This window comes from Streptomyces sp. NPDC093221, assembly GCF_044753885.1.
Classification (GTDB): Bacteria; Actinomycetota; Actinomycetes; order Streptomycetales; family Streptomycetaceae; genus Actinacidiphila.
On the sequence record NZ_JBIVOA010000001.1, the window covers coordinates 837,263 to 855,936 of the forward strand.

Genomic DNA, 18,674 nt, shown 5'->3' on the forward strand with positions numbered 1-18,674 from the left:
ACCGGTTCCTGACGGGGTGGCTCGGGGCGGGCCGGTTCCGGGCGGGTCGGCTCCCGACGGACCGGCTCCCCGCAGTACGGAGGCCGCGCGCCGCGCCGTCGAGGCCGTCTGGCGGATCGAGTCGGCCCGCGTCGTCGCGGCCCTGGCCCGTTACACCGGGGACTTCGAACTGGCCGAGGACGTGGCGCAGGAGGCCCTGGCCGAGGCGCTGGTCGGCTGGTCACGCGACGGCACACCGGCGAACCCGGTGGGCTGGCTGCTCGCGACCGGGCGGCGGCGGGCGATCGACGCCTTCCGCCGCCGCTCGGCGCTGGACCAGCGGTACGCGCTGCTCGCGGGGGAGGCGGCCGAGGACGCGGGTACGGGCGTCGCCACGGGAAGGGCCGCGGGCCCGGATACGGGTGTGGGCTCGGCGGCCGACGCCGACCTGCCCTGGGACCCGGACCGTATCGACGACGACATCCTGGCCCTGATGTTCATCTCCTGCCATCCGGTCCTCTCGCCCGAGGCCCGCGTGGCCCTGACCCTGCGCGCGGTGGGCGGCCTGGCCAGCGAGGAGATCGCGCGCGCCTTCCTGGTGCCGGTGCCGACCGTCCAGGCGCGGATCACCCGTGCGAAACGTACGATCGCCGCCGCCGAGGTCCCGTTCGCCCTGCCCCCGGCCGAGGAACGGCGGGAACGGCTCGGCGGCGTCCTCAGCGTGCTCTACGTCATCTTCACCGAGGGGTCGACCGCGACGTCCGGCGACGACCTCCTCCGCCCTGACCTGGCCTACGAGGCGATCCGGCTCACCCGCGTACTGGCCGCCCTGCTGCCGCGCGAGCCCGAGGTGCACGGTCTGCTCGCCCTCTGCGAACTGACCGCCGCCCGCTTCCCCGCCCGCACCGGCCCCGACGGCGAGGCCGTACTCCTGGAGGACCAGAACCGGCGCCTGTGGGACCGCTCGGCGATCCGCCGTGGCCGGGCGGCTCTCGAACGCGCCTCCACCGTCGGGCGCGGCCTCGGCCCGTACGGCCTCCAGGCGGCCATCGCGGCCTGCCACGCCTCCGCGCCCTCCGTCGCCGCGACCGACTGGGAACGGATCGTCGTGCTCTACGAAGCCCTCGGCCGTATCGCCCCCTCGCCGGTCGTGGACCTCAACCGCGCGGTCGCCGTCGCGATGGCCCACGGGCCGCAGCCCGCCCTCGACCTCGTCGACGAACTCGCCGCCGCCGGTCACCTCTCCCATTCCCATCTCCTCCCCACCGTGCGCGGTGAACTCCTCGCCCGCCTCGGCCGCACCGCCGAAGCCCGCGCCGCACTCCAGCTCGCCGCCCGCCACTGCCCCAACACCCGCGAACGCGCCTTGCTGCTCCGCAAGGCCGATGCCCTGCCGATGCCGTGACCCCGTCCGGGCGTCAGCTGCGCGTCGGTGGCGTCAGCGGTGCGTCGGTGGCGGGGTCCGGGTGGGTGCCGGTGCCGGGGTTGAGGGGCGGTGCCGGTGCCGGACCGGCCGGGCCCTTGCTCGACCGGGGCGGCGGGCGCGTCACGCCGTGAGGACGACCTTCCCGGCGACCGTCCCCGACTCGGCCAGCCGGACCGCCTCCGCCACGCGTGCCAGCGGCAGTTGGGCCGCGATCCGGGCGGTGACGTCGCCGCGCTGGAGCGCGGCGAAGACCTCGGTGAGGTCGGCGCGCAGCCGGGCCCGGAAGCGGTCCTTGGCCAGGGCCTTTCCGGCCCAGAGGTTGTAGAAGTAGGCGCGGCGGCCGTTGGGCAGCGTGTTCCAGACCCAGACGCGGGCGATGATCTTGAGCACGGGCCACTGCTTGGAGCCCTCGTCGTTGAGCGTGGACGCGGTGCCGTAGGAGACGAGCGTGCCGCCGGGCGCGAGCAGCCGCCACGAGTCGACGACGCCCCGGCCGCCGACGTGGTCGAAGACGGCGTCCACCCCGCCGGGCGCGAGGGCGCGGACCTGGGCGGCGACGTCGCCCGCGCGGTAGTCGACCGGTGTGACGCCGCGCTCCCTGAGCGCGTCGTGGTGCCGTACGGACGCCGTGCCGATCACCTTGACGCCCGCGACCCGCGCCAGTTCGACCAGGACGGAGCCGACGCCGCCGTTCGCGCCGAGCACGAGGACGGTCTGTCCTGCGCGGACGCGCGCCTTGCGGTGCAGCATCTGCCAGGCGGTGGCGCCGTTGACCACCATCGCCTCGGCCTCCGCCGCGCCGACCCCCTCGGGCACCGGGACGGTGTCGGCGGCGTCGACCACCACGTGGCTGGCCCAGCCGCCGGTCTTGGTGAGCGCGGCGACCCGCGTGCCGACCAGGTCCGTGCCGACGCCCTCGCCCGCCGCCTGCACGGTGCCGACCAGGTCGTAACCCGGCACGAAGGGGAACGGGGGCTGGTCGTAGTAGCGGCCCCTGCGCATCTGCTGCTCGGCGAAGGAGACGCCGGTGGCCTCCATCCGCACCACGACCTGGCCGGGGCCCGGCGTGGGGACGGCGCCGTGCCTGACCTGGAGGCCCTCCGGCTCGACCTTGCCGGGCAGGACGACCTCGGTGAGTTCTTCGGTGGTGTTCATGGCGGCCTCCGCTGCGAGCTGCTCGTTACTGACGTTTGCGTTCGTTAGAAGTTCTAACACCTCACGATCGGGAGTGTCAATAGCGTTCGTGATAGCCTCTAACTAAAGGGAACGCGGACACGACGTACGGGCACGACGTACGGGAAGGAGGCAAGGCCAGTGGCTGAACCGGGTACGACCACCAGCACCCCGCGCGAGCGGTACCGGGCCCAGGTCCGCGAGGAGGTCAAGAAACACGCGTGGGAGCAGATCGCGACGGCGGGCGCCTCAGCGCTCTCCCTCAACGCCATCGCCAAACAGATGGGCATGAGCGGCCCCGCGCTCTACCGCTACTTCGCCGGGCGCGACGAACTCATCACCGAGCTGGTCAGGGACGGCTACCGCAGCCTCGCCGACACCTTCCTCAGCGTCCACGCCGCCGCCTCGGCCTACGACTCCCGGCCCGAACTGGTCGCCCTCGCCCACGCCCTGCGCGGCTGGGCCCTGGAGGACCCGCACCGCTACTTCCTCCTCTACGGCACACCCGTCCCCGGCTACCACGCCCCCGACGACATCACCGGCATCGCGTCCGAGATCATGGCCGTCCTCCTGGACGCCTGCGTCGCCCTCGACCCCGACGCCACCGCCCCCGTCACCCCCTTCGACACCCACCTCGCCACCCACCGCGCATGGGCCGACCCCCACCCCGCCCCCACCACCGCCCTCCACCGCGCCCTCACCTGCTGGACCCGCCTCCACGGCGTCCTCTCCCTCGAAGCCGCCGGCCACTTCACCGGCATGTCCCTCGACCCCGCCCAGCTCTACGAAGCCGAACTCCACGCCCTCCTCGAACCCTGAGCTCACCGCCGCGGCAGGGCAGTTGGACCTATTCTGGGAATCGGCAGAGGCGCAACACGAAGACGCGATACGGACGGGGGGCCGGATGTCTTTTCTGCGGTTCGCGGGCGACGAGGTCAAGGACATGGCACGCAAGCTGGAGACCAGCGGCGACCAGATGAAGAGCGCTTCGAAGGAGATGAAGCACGCCAACACCAAGGAGATCGGCCACTCCGGCCTGGAATCGGCGTGTGACGACTTTGCCGACTCCTGGGACTACGGATTCGGCCAGCTCTCCAAACTCACCCAGGGCGTCTCGGAGTTCGCGAATCAGGCCGCCGAGGAGTTCGCCAAGATCGATCAGAAGCTCCTCGACGAACTCAAGAAGGCGGGCGAGGGCGGCGGCGAGTAATCCGTCCGCCGCTCGCCCCGCGGGCTCACTCCCCGCGCCTCGGCCTCAACCGTCGTGCTCCTGGGACGGATTGAAGGTGAACGTCCGCCCGATGTGTGCGAGCCGCCCGCTGTAGGAGTCCAGCAGGAAGAGCGACGGCGTCGAGATCGTCACGTAGACGCAGTAGTCGCGGGGCGCCGGGACGATCAGTTGCAGCGCCGCCACGGGCAGCGTCGGCCGTATTGTCGCCGCGGCGCCAGTAGGATCCTCGACTCCGGCCGCGGCGGCCATGCCCGCGGGGAGCGTCAGCAGCCGCAGCGAGGTCGACATCACGCCGGGCCCCGCGGGCAGCTTCGCGGCGATCAGGATGTCCTGCCTGCCCTGCACACCCTTGCCCAGAGGGAAGTTCAGCTCTTGAAGCCGGCCCTCGCGTGCGAAGAGCTTGCGCTGCTCCGCCTGGAAGATCGCCTCGGCGGCGAGCAGCCGGTCCCGGTGCGTGCTGGGCCGTACCGTCACGGCCAGCAGGCCCATCGACAGGCGTTCGTCACCCTCCACGTCCTCCGTACCCAGGCACATCGCGGTAAGGACGACGGTGTCCCCGCTGCCCGCGGCCAGACCCGGCAGACTGGCACGCATCTGCGCTCCCGCAGAAGCCAGTTGCTCCTCGTCGGCGTCGGGCATCAACGTGGCCAGCGCCTCGTGCCAGCCTTCGGACTCAGTGGGTTCCGGCAGCCGGATGAACTCGTCGGGTACCTGGTATCCGAACGCGTACGGGATCTCCCGCCCCGCGGCCTTTGCCGCGCCTTGGGCAGTCGGGCCACTCACGCCGCTGTCCCGTACTGCCCCTGCTCCAGCCCCTTGGCGAAGCTGTTGCCCGCTGACGTCAAGGTCGTGGGGACGTCGAACGTCGGGCCGAGCGGGCCGGGCGCCATGACCGTGGGATTGTTGTCGGGCGCCTTGTAGTTGACGAATCCGGCGATCGGCCCGACTACGGGGATGTCGGAGATGTTCCAGTCGCCGTCGGTCCACCGGCCGTCGTTCGCGTTGGACCCGAGCGCGAAGCCCGCGCCGGTGACGGTGCCCACGAAGTCGAACACCTTGCCCGTGGCCACATACGTCCAGCCCTGCCCTGCCATGCTGAAACCGCGCAGGGTGTTGGCGACACCGCTGGGTATCTTGGCGATGTTGCCCAGAGCGCCGGGCCGGATCTTGCCGAGCGTCGCCACGATGCCTTCCGCGACCCGCAGTTCACGCCCCGCCTGTACCATCGCGCGCCCGGCCTTCATCATGCTGCCGCCCGCCAGACCGATACCGCCCGCGATCACACCCGCGGCGTCCCAGGCCAGAGTCTGCCAGGTCACACCTTCGGCGCCGCCGATCATCGCGGCGCTGTGCGCGGCGAGCGCGCCCACGCCGACGATGAAGCCGATCAGGCCGAGCGCCCCCACTCCGGTGCCGAGAGCCAGGGCGACCAGGCAGATCACGCCGATGACCATCGCGACGTCGGCGAGTATGTCGCCGACCAGTTTCCAGAAGTTCGGATCGGACAGGACGTTCCACGCGTCGGCGAGGAAGTCGGTGACGCTGTCGACCAGATTGTCGAACCAACCCGGCTTCGGCGGGGCGTCGTCGGTGGCGTCCTTCAGCGCGCGCGCCGTCGAGTCGGCCGCGGTGGTGTACTCGACGTGCAGAGTACGGGCGCGCCCCCGGACCGACTCCAGTTCGCCGTGCGCCGTGTCGTACGCCTGCTGCTTGCCCTTCTTGTCCCGCTCGTGCGCTTCCTTCTCCGTGTCGGACATCGTGGAGGTGTCCGCGGGAAGACCGGTCAAGGAACTCTTGGTCGAGTCGACCTTCCGCGCCGCGGCAGCCGCCTCTTCCTCCAGCCCGCGGGCCCGCGACTGGAAGCCGTCCAGACTGGTCTCCCAGCCCGCCAGGGCCCGGTGCGCCGAATTCACCGCGTCAAGGGCCTTCTTGAGATATGGCGGAATCTTTTCCACGGACTCCGTGAAGGCGTCGGCGGACTTCCCCACCCATACGCCGTCCGAGGTGCCGATCTTGCTCAGTTGGCTCTGGGCGCTGCCGCTATTGTGGGCCACTTGCCCCACCGCGGAGACCATCAGACGGACGGTTTCCAGATCCCCCGGAGCCGGATCGAAGCCAAGGTTCGGATACTTCAACGAGCCCACGCTCGCCCCCCATCCGCATGACGAACTCATGCCGCTTCGTTCAGAGATGACTTTTTCTTGACCAAGCTATAAGAAGATCCTTGCGGTATGGATGGTTCCGCCGAGTCCCGGATGCGGGTCCGGCGGCGGGGACCGGACAGAAGGTCATGCCAGACCACGGAGGCCGGAGGTCGTGATGTTCGTGGAGGCTCAGCTCAAGGCGCTGATGCGGGACGGGGCGCGGGGGGCGGCGCGGCATGAGGCGCGGAATCTGGTGGGGTCGTGGCGGAGATTCGCGGCGTTCGCCTTTGTCGCCGAGCAGTACGGCTACCGGTACGAGGGGATGGCGGTGACATCGCCGAAGGGGAGTCCGAATCCGTATTTCGGGTTCCGGCGGGAGGCGGACGCGGCGGAACGGGCAACCCTGGCCGCCACGCGGTATCCCGAGGGACTGCGCGGCGGCCAGTTGCCGGGAATGCGGCCGGGACGGCGGCGGCTGCGGCCGTCGCCGGAGGTGCGAGAAGAGGTCGAGCTGCTGCACGCGCGTATTCAGGTGGACTACGCGCGAGGCCATCGCAGGCGCGGCCTGATCCAAGTAGTGGTGCTGCCGCTGGCGTTGCTGATCCCGCTGTCCCAGTTCGGGTTCACGGCGGGGCCGTTGCTCGTCTGCGGCGGTATCTGGGCGTTCTTCGTCGGGTTGTGGGGGCTGGGGGTGCTGCTGTCCCGGCGGCGGTTGGTGAAGTACGGCGCCGTGTTGCGGGCCGCTGAGCGGGCTTAGGAGGCGCGGGCGGGGAGGGCTATGCGGGTGGTGGCGGGGGTGTGGGGGAGGGGGTGGCGGCCCGTGAGGACGGGGAGGCCGGTGGGGTCGGCGTACAGCTCGTAGCGGTAGAAGGCGACGGCGTACGCGGTGAGGGCGTCCTGCTGGTGGGCGGGGGTCAACTCCTGCGCCGGGCAGGTGCTGTCGTCCTCGCCGAGCGAGGCCGGCGGGGTCCAGGACCGGTTGTAGTAGTTGTGGTTGGCGTGCTGGAGAGAGACGGAGAAGTCCGTCACGGTGTTCAGGCCCGCGATGTCGTCCAGATACTCCTGGCCCTGCTCGTGGACGGCTCCGTCACAGGTACTGGTGACGACCGCGAACGGCACCTTCGTGTCGAGGGTGTCGCTGTTCTCGCCCTCCGGGTAGTCGAACTTGACCGGCGCCAGCGCGAGAACGGCCCTCACCCGTACGCCCGTCGGCCATTCGGCGCGGTGCTTGTCGGACGCCTGCCACATGGCGCCCTTGCCGCCGCGCGAGTGCCCCAGGGTGCCGACGCGCGTCATGTCGACGTGGCCGGTGAACGCGGGCGCGACCTCGCGGCCGGTCGCCGGGTCGGTGAAGCGGCCCTTCAGGGCGCCGCCGCCATTGGCCAAGTCCCGCCACAGCCGCAGGTGTTCATTGATCAGGCGGGCGCGGTCGCCGTAGTCGAAGGACGTCATGTTGATGGCGTCGGCGCTGAGCGAGACCACGACGAAGCCGCGCTCGGCCAGCGCGCGGCCGAGGTAGTCGTAGCCCCGGTAGCTCGGGTACGGGTGCGAGCCCGCCGGGCACGGCCAGGTCTGCGCGTCCGCGTCGTCGCAGGCGTACCAGGAGCCGTGCGACATGACGACCAGCGGCAGCCGCCCGGTCAGATGACGCGGGTAGTGCACCACGGCCCGCACCTCGCTGACCGTGCCGGACTCCGGATCGGTGAACGCCGTGTCCCCGAGGTCGTATTCGGCGGTCCCGACGCCGGCGGCGGTCGTGGCGGCGGTCGTGGCGGCGGTCTCGGCGGTCGCATGCGGTACGGCGGCGACGGCCGGTGTCTGCGTGCCCGCCGCCAGGAGCCCGGCGGCCAGCAGCAGCGAGGCCGCCGCCGTGCGGACGGTGGATCGAAGAGGAGATCTCATACTCCGGTCAACACGCTGGAGCACCGCCCGAGTTGCCTCACCGGCCCCAGGCGTGTCAAAGACGATCGCCAGCGCCCTACTTGCCCTTCAGGATCTTCGCCAGCGACCGGTCGAGGGAGTCGGCGAGCGGCCCCGGGTCGATGGACGAGCCGCCGCCGCTGAACGGACCGGTGTCGGAGATCCAGTCGTGCAACTGGGCCTGGAGAAGCTGCGTGAGAGCGCCGTAGTACGGGGTGCGGGGGCGCTGCACCGCCTGGGTCAGCGCGGGCAGCAGCGTGGAAGCGGCGTACGCGGGGCGGCCGTCGGCGTCGCGCGGCATGTCGAGCGACTCCGACGACGCCGAGGCGCCCGGACTCGGAGAGCCGCCGGAACCCCCGGCACCCCCGGCACCCCCGGAACCGCTGGCACCCCCGGAACCCCCGGAACCCCCGGACCCCTTCGTGCCCGGCGCGAGCGTGCACCGCACCTTCGCGTCCTTGTACGCCGACTCCCGCGTCGCCGCGAATCCGGCGTCCAGCAGGCACCGCTCCGACTGCGCGTCCGTCAGGTACTTGACCAGGTCCAGCGCGTACTTCGCGCGCGGCGACCCCGCCGCCACGGCCAGATTCTGCCCGCCGAGCACGGCCTTCCCCGGCAGCCGCGCCACCTGCATCCGCGACGGGCCGAAGGTCCGCGACAGCGCGCCGTACGCGTACGGCCAGTGCCGCAGGAAGACGGTGTGCCCGGCCGCGAAGTCGCCGAGCGATGTCGACTCGTCGGAGGTGAGCGCCTCGGGCAGCGTCTCGTCATGGCCCGCGCGGGACTTCAACTCGCTCAAAGCCGCCCGCAGTTTGGCTGGATCGGCCGTGTAATGACCTTCGGCGTCCGCGAGTTGGACCCCCACCGAGGCGAACGCCTCGATGGCGTTGACCGTCAGCCCCTCGTACGCGCCGAGTTGGCTCGTCCACCCCGCCATGTAGCCCTCGGGCTGGTGGTCCTTGTCGGCGTCGACATCGCTGATGAGCGTCTGGAGCTCCTGCCAGGTGGTGTCGGCCTTCGGAAAGCTCGCCGGATCGATGCCGATGGCCTTGATGGTGTCGGCGCGGTAATAGAGCAGCCCCACATCGCTGTTGAAGGGCGCCGCGTAGGTGTGGCCGTCCCACCGTGCGGTGCCCGCGACGGACGGGATGACGTCCCCGTCGTCGAGATTCATCTGGTGGTCGAGCGGGCTGATCAGCCCGGCCTGCGCGAACTCCGGCACCCAGGTGACGTCCAGATTCACCACGTCGTACGCGGAACTGCCGGACTGGAGCGCGCCGAGCAACTGGCTGCGCTGCTGGTCGGCCTCGCCGGGCAGCTCGACCAGCCGCGCCGGGTGCCGCCTGCCCTCCGGCGTCCCGTTCCACTGCTCGATGAGCTGCTGGCGCACCCCGTCGCTGCCGGTCACGTCCAGACCGCTGGCCACGATGATCTCGCCGCCGCCGGTCGTCGTGGGCTGCGCGGCACGGCCCCCGCCGCCCCCGCCGGTGCACGCGGCGGCGGCGAGCGCGAGCAGGCACAGGGCGGCGGCGGTCGCCGCGCGACGCCGCCTCACCGGGCGTTCCCCGTTCCCGCGCGGGCGACGTCGTCGCGCAGCTCCGAGACCTGGCTGCTCGACGCGTTCAGACAGCGCCCGCCGCTGGTCCTGGCGATCTGCGCGCCGACCGAACCGGCAGCGCAGCCGCCGCCCGGCGCCAGGGACACCCACTCCACCGGTACGGGACGGGCGGCGATCCGCGCCAGCAGATCGGGGAGATCCCGGCCCTTGAAGTGCTCGTCGTCCTCGTCGTCGGTGATGTAGACAATCAACTGCGCGCCGCCCGTGGCCTTCTGGTGCTCCGTCATCTCGGTGAGCGCGGCGTCCAGCGCGGGTCCCGGGTAGGACTCCTCGTCCACCAGCTTCGTCGCCTTGACCTCGCGGCGGATACCGGCCAGGTCGGAATGCCTGCCCAGCGGCACCAGTTGCTGCGTCGGCGGTTTGTCGACCACCGTCCACACGCCGTACGTGTCGTCCGGCCCGAAGGTGTCGAGCGACTGCGACAGCAGGTCGAGGGCGCCTGCGGAATTGCTCCAGTAGGTGTCCATCGAGCTGGACTTGTCCAGCAGATACAGCACCCGGCCGGGACCGAGCGCGTGCCGGTAGCGGTCCAGCGCACTGCCCACGGCGGCGGCGTACCTCGCCAGCCACTGGGCGTCGGGCGGGTAGGTGCCGGGCATGACCGTACTGCCGGGAACGACGGCCCCGGAGCCCGTGTCCGTCGCCGTGCCGCTCGCGGAACCGCTGGTGGTGCCGGTCGCGCCCCCGACCGTCCGGTAGCCGTCGTCGGTGAAGACCTTCTGCCCGGCCGCGCCGGTCAGCCAGGTGTGGAAACGGTCGACGGCGTCCTTCCTGGCCGTCGCGTCGCGGTCCGCGCCCTTCCACGTGACGTGCACGAACGGCAGGTCGAGCGGCGCGACATCGGCCGGATACTGCGGCGCGCGGGGATGGAGCCTGTTGTTGTCGCAGCCCACCCGCGCCTTGGCGTCCGCGTGCGTGTTGAACTGCGTCATCACCTGCTCGGGCACCAACACCGCCGCGTTGTCCTTCAGTTCGGGGTCCGCCCCGGCCAGCGCGCACATCAGCGCGTACGAGTCGGGCTGCGCGGGCCGCAGTTGGGCCGCCTGCCGCTCGAACTGCCCCACGACCGCGTCGCTCACGGGCGCGACGCCGTTCTGCCCGTACACCCCGACCGTCGCGAGCTGCGCCGAATCCGTGGACTCGGGATCGGCGCGGAGCACCGGCACCGTCTTGGGGTTGTTGCGCTTGAGCTGGTCGAGGAGCTGACCGAGCGGGGTGCCCGTGACCGAGGCCGGGGTACTGGCCAGGGTCGTCGGGATGGCCAGCACGACCGGGGTGTACGCGACCGGGCCGAGCGAGCCGAGCTCCACGTCGTCGCCCTTGCCGACAAGGGACTTGGCGCGGGCCAGGGTGACGTCGGAGCCCGGTATCCAGATGTCCGGCTGCGCGCCGATGTCGCGCTGCGGGCGCAGTTCACCGGTCGAGCGCGGCGTACGCCAGTCGGCCGCGTGCTGGAAACCGGTCACCGCGTCGGCGGACTTGGGGTCGACCAGGCTGATCCCGGAGCGGCGGCAGCCGCTGCCCGTGTGGTTGGCGCCCGAGGTCAGATACGCGGCCACGGCCTTCTTCACGGTCGGCGCCGCGTCCGGGTCGGTGAGCAGCCGCAGTTCGACCGGCGGCGCGCAGGCCGTACTCCCGCCGACCCAGGTGTAGACGCCGTAGCCGCCTCCGGCGAGGAGCACCGCGAAGGCGGTGAACAGCGGGATCAGGACCTTGGGATTGTGGCCCTTGCCGGGACCGGCTGTGCCCGAACTCTCTTTACGGGGACGGCCCTTGCGCTGCTCGCGCTCCCCAGGACGGCCGCGCTCCCCACGGCTTCCCCGCTCCCCGCGACCACCCCGTTCTCCACGGCTTCCGCGCTCTCCGCGACGGCCCCGCCCCGTACGCCCCTCGCCCGCGCCGATCCCGGCCGCCGCGAGCGCCGCCCGCCACCAGGCCGCCCGGCCCGCGGAGTTCCGCCGGTCGATCTCCTCCAGCAGCCGCGGCGAGAGCCCGAGCAGCACGTCCTGCCGGGACTCGGCGGCGTGGTGACGCGGCACCCACGGGTCGTCGCCGCCTTCCGTGAACTTGTGCCGCATCGCCTCGTACAGCGCGGCCGACAGCGGGATCAGCTCGATCCGCGCGGCCTCTTCCGGCCCGACGTCCTCATCGGTCCTCGGCAGCCCGTCGTGCAGCAGCCGGATGAGCTGTTTGGTGTACGGCGTCGGCTCGTGCCCGTTGCCCCCCGGTATCCGGCGGTTGATCTGGACGGCGGTCAGCACCGAGATACGGTCCCTGCCGCGGTGCAGCGTGCCCGGCTTGAATTCGAGCAGCGCGTTGCCCGCGTAGCAGCAGTCCAGGATCACCACGATCCGGTCGACCAGCCGGCGTTCGGCGATGTCCCTGAGCCTGGGCAGCACATGGCTGCTCCAGGACACCGCCTCCGCGTAGTCGTCGCGGCCGATCCTGCGGGACTCGCCGACCAGCAGGTGGAAGTTGTCGCCGTTGCGGTCCACTCCGCCGTGCCCGGCGAAGTAGAGCAGGAACAGGCCCTCGGCGGCCTTGGCCTCGTTCTCCAGGTGCGAGAGGAATTCGAGCTGGGTCCTGGGGAGCACCTGCCGGACCTCGTTGGCCCCGAACACCCCTCCGGCCATCAGGGTTTCGACCAACTGGCCGAGGTTGTGCCGCACGCCCGGCAGGTCGTCCAAGTGGTCGTACCGGTACACCCCGAAGAGCAGTGCGCGATTGGCCTTGCCGCGTGGGTCGTAAGCATGCGAGGACACGATGGCTAGGTGTTCCTTCCGCCTTCGTCGTCCTCCGGCTCCTCGTCGGCGTCGTCCGTGTCGTCCGCCCCGTTGCCCCCGTCGGCTGCGCCGTCCCCGTCCCCGGCCCCGTCCCCGCCGCCGTCGCCGCCGTCGACCCCGTCGCCCGCGCCGTCCGCGCCGTCCGCCTGGACGTCGGTCACCATGGGGTGGTCGTCGCTGCTGCTGTTGGCCGCCCACGCGTGGGCGGCGACCTTCGCGCGGTTGTAGAGGTCCTCGAAGACCGGGGTGATGGCCGCGCCCGCGATCACCAGCACCAGTTCGACGAGGCCGCCGCTCATCGGCGGGCCGTCCCGCCGCTCCTCCGGGTCATGCCGCCCGCCGTCGTACTCGCGGACCTCCGCCGTGAGCTGATGCGCGGCCTCGGCCTGCGCGAACCAGTCCTCCAGGCTCAGCCAGCGGTACAGCGCTTCCAGATCCTGCGCGTCGTCGCCAGTGACCCGAATCCGGATCCTGCGGCCCGGCTCCCCGTCCCCATGAGTCATAACTCACTACTCTTGCACGGACGCTGACACTCCGTCACTACCTTGCGCCGACGCGCCCCCACGGGTGATCCGCCGGCCCCCACGGGCGATCCGCCGGCCTCCACGGGTCGCCCGCCGGCCCCCGCGGGGCCGGTGCCCTGGGCGCGACGGCGAGCCGGCCTTTTTCGGGGGCGCGGGGAACCGCGCGCTCAGCCACGGTGTTCGCGCAGGTCACCACCGGCCCCAGCGGGGTAGTCCGGCTGTCGTCGGGCCACCGGCTCGGTGGTGGGCTGCTCGCGCGGTTCCCCGCGCTCCTTCGGGGCGCGCGCGGCCGTGACGCTTCCCGGCCGTCGGCCGGAGGGGGCGGAGCCGCGGCCGAGGGCGGCCGAGGTCACGGCCAGCGCCAGCGCCGCCGCGGCGAGGGCCGCGCCGAGCCAGTTCGGGGCGGTGTAGCCGAGCCCGGCCGAGAGAAGGAGCCCGCCGAGCCACGCGGCCAGCGCGTTGCCGAGGTTGAAGGCGCCGATGTTGACGGCGGAGGCGAGCGTCGGGGCGCCGGACGCCTGGTCGAGCACCCGCTTCTGGAGCGGCGGGACGGTCGCGAAGCCGAGCGCGCCGATCAGGAAGACGGTCACGGCGGCGGCCACCTTGTTGTGCGCGGTGACGGTGAAGAGCGCGAGGACGAGCGAGAGCCCGCCGAGCGTGGCGTAGAGCATCGGCATGAGCCGCCGGTCGGCGTACCGGCCGCCGAGCAGATTCCCGCCGACCATGCCGAGCCCGAAGAGCACCAGCAGCCAGGTGACGGACGAGTCCGCGTAACCGGTCACGTTCGTCATCATCGGCGCGAGATACGTGATCGCGGCGAAGACGCCGCCGAAGCCGAGCACGGTCATGGCCATGGCGAGCAGCACCTGGACGTTGCGGAAGGCGGCCAGTTCGTGCCGGAGGCGTACGCCCTCGGGCCGGGGGATCTCGGGGACGAGCTTCGCGATGCCCGCGAGGCCGAGGACGCCGAAACCGGCGACGACGAAGAAGGTGACGCGCCACCCGGCGGACTGCCCGACGAAGGTGCCCAGCGGTACGCCGACCACGTTGGCCACGGTCAGGCCGGTGAACATCATCGCGATGGCCCCGGCCTTCTTCTCCGCGGCGACCAGACCGGCCGCGACGACCGAGCCGATGCCGAAGAAGGCGCCGTGCGCGAGGGAGGCCACGATGCGGCCCGCCAGCATGAGGGCGAAGGTGGGCGCGACCGCGGAGACGAGGTTCCCGGCGATGAAGAGCCCCATCAGGAGCATCAGCATCCGCTTGCGGGAGATCTTGGTGCCGAGCACGGTCATCAGCGGCGCGCCGACGACGACGCCGAGCGCGTAGCCGGTCACCAGGAAGCCCGCGGTCGGGATGGACACCCCGAAGTCCCCGGCGATGTCGGGCAGCAGCCCGATGATCACGAATTCGGTCGTGCCGATGCCGAAGGCCCCGAGGGCCAGGGCGAGCAGCGCGAGCGGCATGGGAAACACCTTCCGGAGGAGAGGGGACGGAACCGGCGGTACGGACGGGTACGGGACCGGTGCGCGGTTAACCAGCGCCCACAATAATTGCAGACGCGGGATAAGTGCAAACGCCGCCTATTGCGGAAGCGGGCTATCCTGAAGGCGCGGCCGACGACGACCGCGGGACCGACCGGCGCGAACCGGCCGGTCGGGGACGAGGGTGGTGCGAGCCGCCGCGAGGCCGGTGGAGGAGCCGAGGATGACCGAGACCGTGGCGCTGGCCCAGGGCTGGTGCGCGCTGTCCCTGCTGCACGGCAGGATCGAGGCGCACATCGAGCGCGCGCTCCAGGCGGGGCACGAGCTGAGCGTGCGCGAGTTCTCGCTGCTCGACGTGCTCAGCAAGCAGCACAACGGCCCCGGCGGCCACCTCCAGATGAAGAAGGTCGCGGACGCGGTCGTGCTCAGCCAGAGCGCCACGACCCGGCTGGTCAGCCGCCTGGAGGACCGCGGCCTGCTGGTCCGCTACCTCTGCGACACCGACCGCCGCGGCATCTACGCCGACGTCACGGAGACCGGGCTCGCCCTGCTCGCCGAGGCCCGCCCCACCAACGACCGCGCCCTGCGCGAAGCCCTCGACGAGGCCGCCCGCGAGCCCGAACTCGCGCCGCTGGTCCGTACGGTGGAGGCGCTCGGCGCCCGCTGAGCCCCGACCGCCTGACGCGTACGGCCGGGCCCCGGGTCGGCCGACCCCCGGCCACCCCTCGCCCGCACCCCCCGCCCGTGATCCGCCGGGTCCCGGGCCGGGCCGCCCCCGCCCGCACCCCCGCCCGCGCCGCCGCTGGCACCCCTGCCCCGCGATTCGGTGAGGAAATCGGCGAGGAACGCCCTTGGGCGGTCGTCGCAAGGGTCCGGCGGGGGACGACGGGGCGATATGAGGAGATATGTACGCCATCCGAGTGGCCTGAGTGGTATCAGGCGATTTACGCTGTGTGAGGATGCGGCAGCTTCGGGGCGGAGACCCGAAGGACATCCGGTGGTAGAAGCGACTGCACTCAGCAAAGGAGGTGGCTGGAATGGCCACCGAATCGACCAACCCGACGACGGGAATCGATACCCACCCGGACCTGATGGCCCTTCGGGGCCGGTACGAGGAAGCGGCGGCGAAGCCATGGGCCGGTCTCGTTGAAGGTCTGGCCCTGCTGGCCGGGCTTTACCTGGCGATCTCGCCGTGGGTGGCCGGATTCACCGGCTTCCACGCTCTCACCGTGACCAACCTGATCCTCGGCATCGCCCTGGCCGTCCTGGCCCTGGGCTTCGGCTCCGTCCTGGAACGTACGCACGGACTGGGCTGGGCCGCCGTGGTGATCGGCGCGTTCACGATCGTCGCACCCTGGGTGGTGTCCGGTAGCCCCCACGTGCACAAGACCATCCTCAGCAACGTGATCACCGGAGCGGTGATCTGCCTGGTTGGACTCGCCACGATGGGCATGGGCATGCTCGGCCGTAGCCGGTCCAGGAGCCGTGGGCTCCCGGCCGGCGGCGGCCGGATGGGCTCGGACCGCGCGGAGCGCGGCTTCAGCTCGGACCGCGCGATGAGCACGGACCGCGGTGCGCGTTCCGACCGTGGGCTGGGCACCGAGCGGAGGATCGACCCCGAGCGAAGGATCGATCCCGAGCGCTGATCCGGTACTGAGTCCGGAGCACCGACTCCGGAACCCGGTGGTACGGACGACCGCGAGGCCGCCCGTACCACCTTCACGTACCATCCGCCCCACCTACCACTCCTGAGCGCTGTTGTGAAGGGCTCGGGGAACTGAGATGCCGTGCGCTGTCCGTATGAGTGACAATGCGCCGTATGAAGATCGGCACCGACGGTGAACTCCCCGCCCCCGAGCGGGATTTGGGCTCGGACCCGGCTGTCTCGGACCCGGCTGTCTCAGGCCCGGCCGCCCCGGACCCGGCCGCCTCGGACTCGGCCCCGGACGTGATCGTGCGCCGCGCGACGGCCGCCGACGCGGACGCCCTCGTACGCCTCAGAGCCGTGATGCTCGACGCGATGGGCACGCGGGTCGGCGGGGACGACGCGCCGTGGCGGGCGCGGGCCCGTACGTGGTTCACCGAACGCCTCGCCGCCACGGGCGAGTTCGCCGCCTTCGTCGTGGACGACCCCGAACTGGGCGTGGTGAGCAACGCGGTGGGCGCCTGCGACCGGCACGCGCCGGGCCCGACCAACCTCAGCGGTCTGCACGGCCACATCTCCAACGTCTGCACCGACCCGCGCCGCCTGCGCCGCGGTTACGCGCGGGCCTGCATGGAGGCGGTGCTCGACTGGTTCGCCGACGAGACCCAGGCGCGGGTGATCAACCTCAACGCGACCGCGGACGGCGCCGGTCTCTACACCGGCCTCGGCTTCGCGACCCCGCCGCACCCCGCCCTCCAGGTCCGCCTCGACGGCACCATCGCGCCGGTCCCTGTCATTCGTCAGGAGCGGACCGGGCCCGGCGTCTCCTAGCGTCAGGCGGTGACGGCGGCCGGCGGGACCCGGCCGCCGACACGACGGCCGGCGGGGGTCCGGCCGCGGACGGAGGGACATCACCATGCGCAGGATCACGCGGGGCGCCGCCGCGCTCGCAGCTCTGCTGGCAGTACAACGGCGGCGACTGCCGGATCACCCTGGAGCTGAACGACCACTGGTCGTACAACCTCACCCCGGTCAACTCGATCGTCTTGAACCGGCCCTGACCTGGGGCGGCGTGGCCTCGGCCGTCACCGCCCGCGTCGCGGGTCCACCGCGCAGCAGCGACGCGGTGGCGGCCAGCAGGCCCATCCCGGCCGCCGTCGCGAAGACGATCACCAGCCCGTGGTGGAAGGGCGCCGAGATCAGGTGCGGGAAGAACTCCTTCCCGGTCAGCACCGCCCTGTTGTGCGCGGGCAGCGTGTCCAGCACACCGGTCGGCCCGAGCAGCGTCTGTACGGGGTTGACCCCGAGGAAGGCCGAGAAGACCGTCGAGACCGGCGGCAGCGACGCCGCGTGGTGGGCCACGTCCGGGGGCACGCCCTGCGCCCGCAGCCCGCTGTCCAGCGCCGACGGCAGCCGGTCGGCCAGGCCCGCGATCAGCAGCGAGAAGAACACCCCGATCGACAGCGACATCCCGGAGTTCTGGAACGTCGAGCGCATCCCGGACGCCGCGCCGCGGTCGGTGGCGGGCACGCTGCTCATGATCGCCGAGGTGTTCGGCGCGGAGAACATCCCCGAGCCGATCCCGTTGCACATGATCAGCAGCGCGAACGCCCAGTACGAGAACGTGATCGGCAGCAGGAGCAGGCCGACGAAGCTGAGCGAGAAGACCAGCAGACCGCCGGTGGTGAACGCCCGTACGCCGTACCGGTCGGACAGCCACCCGCACAGCGGCCCCGCGATCAGGAACCCGGCGGTCAGCGGCAGCAGGAAGATCCCGGCCCACAGCGGCGCGTCGTCGAACGCGTAGCCGTGCAGCGGCAGCCAGATGCCCTGGAGCCAGATGATCAGCATGAACTGGAGGCCGCCGCGGGCGACCGCCGCCAGCAGCGAGGCCGCGTTCCCCGCGGCGAAGGCGCGGCTGCGGAACAGCGCGAGCCGGAACATCGGCTGCGCCACCCGCGTCTCGACGACCACGAAGACGATGAGCAGCACGACGCCGGAGATCAGCCCGGTCAGCACCTTCGGGCTCAGCCAGCCCATGGTGTGGCCGCCGTAGGGCTGGATGCCGTAGGTGATGGAGACCAGCAGCAGACCCAGGCCGACGGCGAAGGTGAGATTGCCCCACCAGTCGATACGGGACTGCCTGCGCGTGGAGGTCTCGCGCAGCGAGCGGTAGGCCCACACGGTGCCGAGGATGCCGAACGGCAGATTGACCCAGAACACCGCCCGCCAGTCCCACGCCGACAGCAGCCCGCCCAGCACCAGGCCGACGAACTGGCCGGACAGCGCCGAGATCTGGTTGATGCCCAGCGCCATGCCGCGCTGCTCGGCGGGGAACGCGTCGGTGATGATCGCGGCGGAGTTCGCCATCAGCATGGAGCCGCCCACGGCCTGGACGATCCGCCAGCAGATCAGCCACATCGCGCCCGCGCCGCCGTGCGCGGGGTCGAAGGAGAGCGCGACCGAGGCGAGGGTGAAGACGACGAAGCCGAGGTTGTAGATCCGCACCCGGCCGACGATGTCGCCGAGCCGCCCGAGGGTGACCACCAGGACCGCGGTGACCAGCAGATACCCCATGATCATCCACAGCAGGTAGCTGATGTTCCCGGCCGCGAACGGGTCCAGGTGGATGCCGCGGAAGATCGCGGGCATCGAGATGATCACGATCGAGGAGTCCACGGTCGCCATGAACATCCCGAGGCTGGTGTTCGACAGCGCGATCCACTTGTAGCGGTCGGGGCGGGGGC

16 protein-coding genes are annotated in these 18,674 nt (G+C 71.7%); 7 read left to right on the forward strand and 9 right to left on the reverse strand.

What is annotated here, in order from left to right:
- Positions 1–16: 16 nt before the first annotated feature.
- Positions 17–1,384, forward strand: a complete 1,368-nt coding sequence (locus ACIQCJ_RS03740; RefSeq protein WP_402710603.1) for an RNA polymerase sigma factor — start codon at positions 17–19, stop codon at positions 1,382–1,384.
- 141 nt (positions 1,385–1,525) lie between these two features.
- Here ACIQCJ_RS03740 and ACIQCJ_RS03745 read toward each other — a convergent pair whose 3' ends face one another.
- Complete coding sequence (locus ACIQCJ_RS03745; protein ID WP_402710604.1) at positions 1,526–2,560, reverse strand: medium chain dehydrogenase/reductase family protein; 1,035 nt, start codon at positions 2,558–2,560, stop codon at positions 1,526–1,528.
- Between the two features lie 159 nt (positions 2,561–2,719).
- Between ACIQCJ_RS03745 and ACIQCJ_RS03750 the strand changes: the two genes are divergently transcribed.
- Together ACIQCJ_RS03750 and ACIQCJ_RS03755 are read left to right on the forward strand one after the other, a co-directional pair.
- Positions 2,720–3,397, forward strand: a complete 678-nt coding sequence (locus ACIQCJ_RS03750; RefSeq protein ID WP_402710605.1) for a TetR/AcrR family transcriptional regulator — start codon at positions 2,720–2,722, stop codon at positions 3,395–3,397.
- Between the two features lie 85 nt (positions 3,398–3,482).
- On the forward strand, positions 3,483–3,788 hold the full coding sequence (locus ACIQCJ_RS03755) for a hypothetical protein (RefSeq protein WP_355336373.1): 306 nt from the start codon (positions 3,483–3,485) through the stop codon (positions 3,786–3,788).
- A 45-nt stretch (positions 3,789–3,833) separates the two neighbouring features.
- Here ACIQCJ_RS03755 and ACIQCJ_RS03760 read toward each other — a convergent pair whose 3' ends face one another.
- Both ACIQCJ_RS03760 and ACIQCJ_RS03765 read right to left on the reverse strand, forming a co-directional pair.
- On the reverse strand, positions 3,834–4,592 hold the full coding sequence (locus tag ACIQCJ_RS03760; protein WP_402710606.1) for a hypothetical protein: 759 nt from the start codon (positions 4,590–4,592) through the stop codon (positions 3,834–3,836).
- Positions 4,589–5,983: a putative T7SS-secreted protein gene (locus ACIQCJ_RS03765; protein WP_402710607.1), complete on the reverse strand. Its 1,395-nt coding sequence runs from the start codon at positions 5,981–5,983 to the stop codon at positions 4,589–4,591. The genes ACIQCJ_RS03760 and ACIQCJ_RS03765 overlap by 4 nt, the downstream gene beginning before the upstream one ends.
- 145 nt (positions 5,984–6,128) lie before the next feature.
- Between ACIQCJ_RS03765 and ACIQCJ_RS03770 the strand changes: the two genes are divergently transcribed.
- Positions 6,129–6,710 carry a hypothetical protein gene (locus tag ACIQCJ_RS03770; RefSeq protein WP_402710853.1) on the forward strand — a complete coding sequence of 194 codons (582 nt, stop codon included), beginning with the start codon at positions 6,129–6,131 and terminating at the stop codon, positions 6,708–6,710.
- Here ACIQCJ_RS03770 and ACIQCJ_RS03775 read toward each other — a convergent pair.
- The 5 genes from ACIQCJ_RS03775 to ACIQCJ_RS03795 form a co-directional block, all read right to left on the reverse strand.
- Positions 6,707–7,855, reverse strand: a complete 1,149-nt coding sequence (locus tag ACIQCJ_RS03775; protein WP_402710608.1) for an alpha/beta hydrolase — start codon at positions 7,853–7,855, stop codon at positions 6,707–6,709. The genes ACIQCJ_RS03770 and ACIQCJ_RS03775 overlap by 4 nt on opposite strands.
- Positions 7,856–7,931: 76 nt before the next feature.
- Positions 7,932–9,428: an extracellular solute-binding protein gene (locus tag ACIQCJ_RS03780; protein ID WP_402710609.1), complete on the reverse strand. Its 1,497-nt coding sequence runs from the start codon at positions 9,426–9,428 to the stop codon at positions 7,932–7,934.
- The gene (locus tag ACIQCJ_RS03785; RefSeq protein WP_402710610.1) at positions 9,425–12,253 is read right to left on the reverse strand and encodes a substrate-binding domain-containing protein; all 2,829 of its coding nucleotides are present in this window, start codon (positions 12,251–12,253) and stop codon (positions 9,425–9,427) included. Before ACIQCJ_RS03785 ends, ACIQCJ_RS03780 begins: the two co-directional genes overlap by 4 nt.
- Before the next feature lie 5 nt (positions 12,254–12,258).
- Positions 12,259–12,777: a hypothetical protein gene (locus tag ACIQCJ_RS03790; protein ID WP_402710611.1), complete on the reverse strand. Its 519-nt coding sequence runs from the start codon at positions 12,775–12,777 to the stop codon at positions 12,259–12,261.
- A 188-nt stretch (positions 12,778–12,965) separates the two neighbouring features.
- Positions 12,966–14,264: an MFS transporter gene (locus ACIQCJ_RS03795; protein WP_402710612.1), complete on the reverse strand. Its 1,299-nt coding sequence runs from the start codon at positions 14,262–14,264 to the stop codon at positions 12,966–12,968.
- A 241-nt stretch (positions 14,265–14,505) separates the two neighbouring features.
- On the opposite strand from ACIQCJ_RS03795, the gene ACIQCJ_RS03800 reads away from it, so the two are divergent.
- The 3 genes from ACIQCJ_RS03800 to ACIQCJ_RS03810 all read left to right on the forward strand — a co-directional run bounded on the left by ACIQCJ_RS03800 (position 14,506) and on the right by ACIQCJ_RS03810 (position 16,758).
- On the forward strand, positions 14,506–14,949 hold the full coding sequence (locus ACIQCJ_RS03800; protein WP_402710613.1) for a MarR family winged helix-turn-helix transcriptional regulator: 444 nt from the start codon (positions 14,506–14,508) through the stop codon (positions 14,947–14,949).
- A 370-nt stretch (positions 14,950–15,319) separates the two neighbouring features.
- On the forward strand, positions 15,320–15,928 hold the full coding sequence (locus ACIQCJ_RS03805) for an SPW repeat protein (RefSeq protein ID WP_402710614.1): 609 nt from the start codon (positions 15,320–15,322) through the stop codon (positions 15,926–15,928).
- A gap of 173 nt (positions 15,929–16,101) precedes the next feature.
- Positions 16,102–16,758 carry a GNAT family N-acetyltransferase gene (locus ACIQCJ_RS03810; protein WP_391042977.1) on the forward strand — a complete coding sequence of 219 codons (657 nt, stop codon included), beginning with the start codon at positions 16,102–16,104 and terminating at the stop codon, positions 16,756–16,758.
- A 201-nt stretch (positions 16,759–16,959) separates the two neighbouring features.
- On the opposite strand, the gene ACIQCJ_RS03815 is transcribed toward ACIQCJ_RS03810, so the two are convergent.
- Positions 16,960–18,621, reverse strand: coding sequence for an MFS transporter (locus ACIQCJ_RS03815; RefSeq protein WP_391162574.1), 1,662 nt, complete (start codon positions 18,619–18,621; stop codon positions 16,960–16,962).
- Positions 18,622–18,674: the final 53 nt, after the last annotated feature.

What these genes read in the sequence shown, in the direction of transcription:
- ACIQCJ_RS03815 (WP_391162574.1), bottom strand. Translation starts at nt 18,621, where the DNA reads ATGTTCATGGCGACCGTGGACTCCTCGATCGTGATCATCTCGATGCCC.
- ACIQCJ_RS03810 (WP_391042977.1), top strand. Translation starts at nt 16,102, where the DNA reads ATGAAGATCGGCACCGACGGTGAACTCCCCGCCCCCGAGCGGGATTTG.
- ACIQCJ_RS03745 (WP_402710604.1), bottom strand. Translation starts at nt 2,560, where the DNA reads ATGAACACCACCGAAGAACTCACCGAGGTCGTCCTGCCCGGCAAGGTC.
- ACIQCJ_RS03790 (WP_402710611.1), bottom strand. Translation starts at nt 12,777, where the DNA reads ATGACTCATGGGGACGGGGAGCCGGGCCGCAGGATCCGGATTCGGGTC.
- ACIQCJ_RS03805 (WP_402710614.1), top strand. Translation starts at nt 15,320, where the DNA reads ATGGCCACCGAATCGACCAACCCGACGACGGGAATCGATACCCACCCG.
- ACIQCJ_RS03795 (WP_402710612.1), bottom strand. Translation starts at nt 14,264, where the DNA reads ATGCCGCTCGCGCTGCTCGCCCTGGCCCTCGGGGCCTTCGGCATCGGC.
- ACIQCJ_RS03755 (WP_355336373.1), top strand. Translation starts at nt 3,483, where the DNA reads ATGTCTTTTCTGCGGTTCGCGGGCGACGAGGTCAAGGACATGGCACGC.
- ACIQCJ_RS03775 (WP_402710608.1), bottom strand. Translation starts at nt 7,855, where the DNA reads ATGAGATCTCCTCTTCGATCCACCGTCCGCACGGCGGCGGCCTCGCTG.
- ACIQCJ_RS03800 (WP_402710613.1), top strand. Translation starts at nt 14,506, where the DNA reads ATGACCGAGACCGTGGCGCTGGCCCAGGGCTGGTGCGCGCTGTCCCTG.
- ACIQCJ_RS03765 (WP_402710607.1), bottom strand. Translation starts at nt 5,983, where the DNA reads ATGAGTTCGTCATGCGGATGGGGGGCGAGCGTGGGCTCGTTGAAGTAT.
- ACIQCJ_RS03770 (WP_402710853.1), top strand. Translation starts at nt 6,129, where the DNA reads ATGTTCGTGGAGGCTCAGCTCAAGGCGCTGATGCGGGACGGGGCGCGG.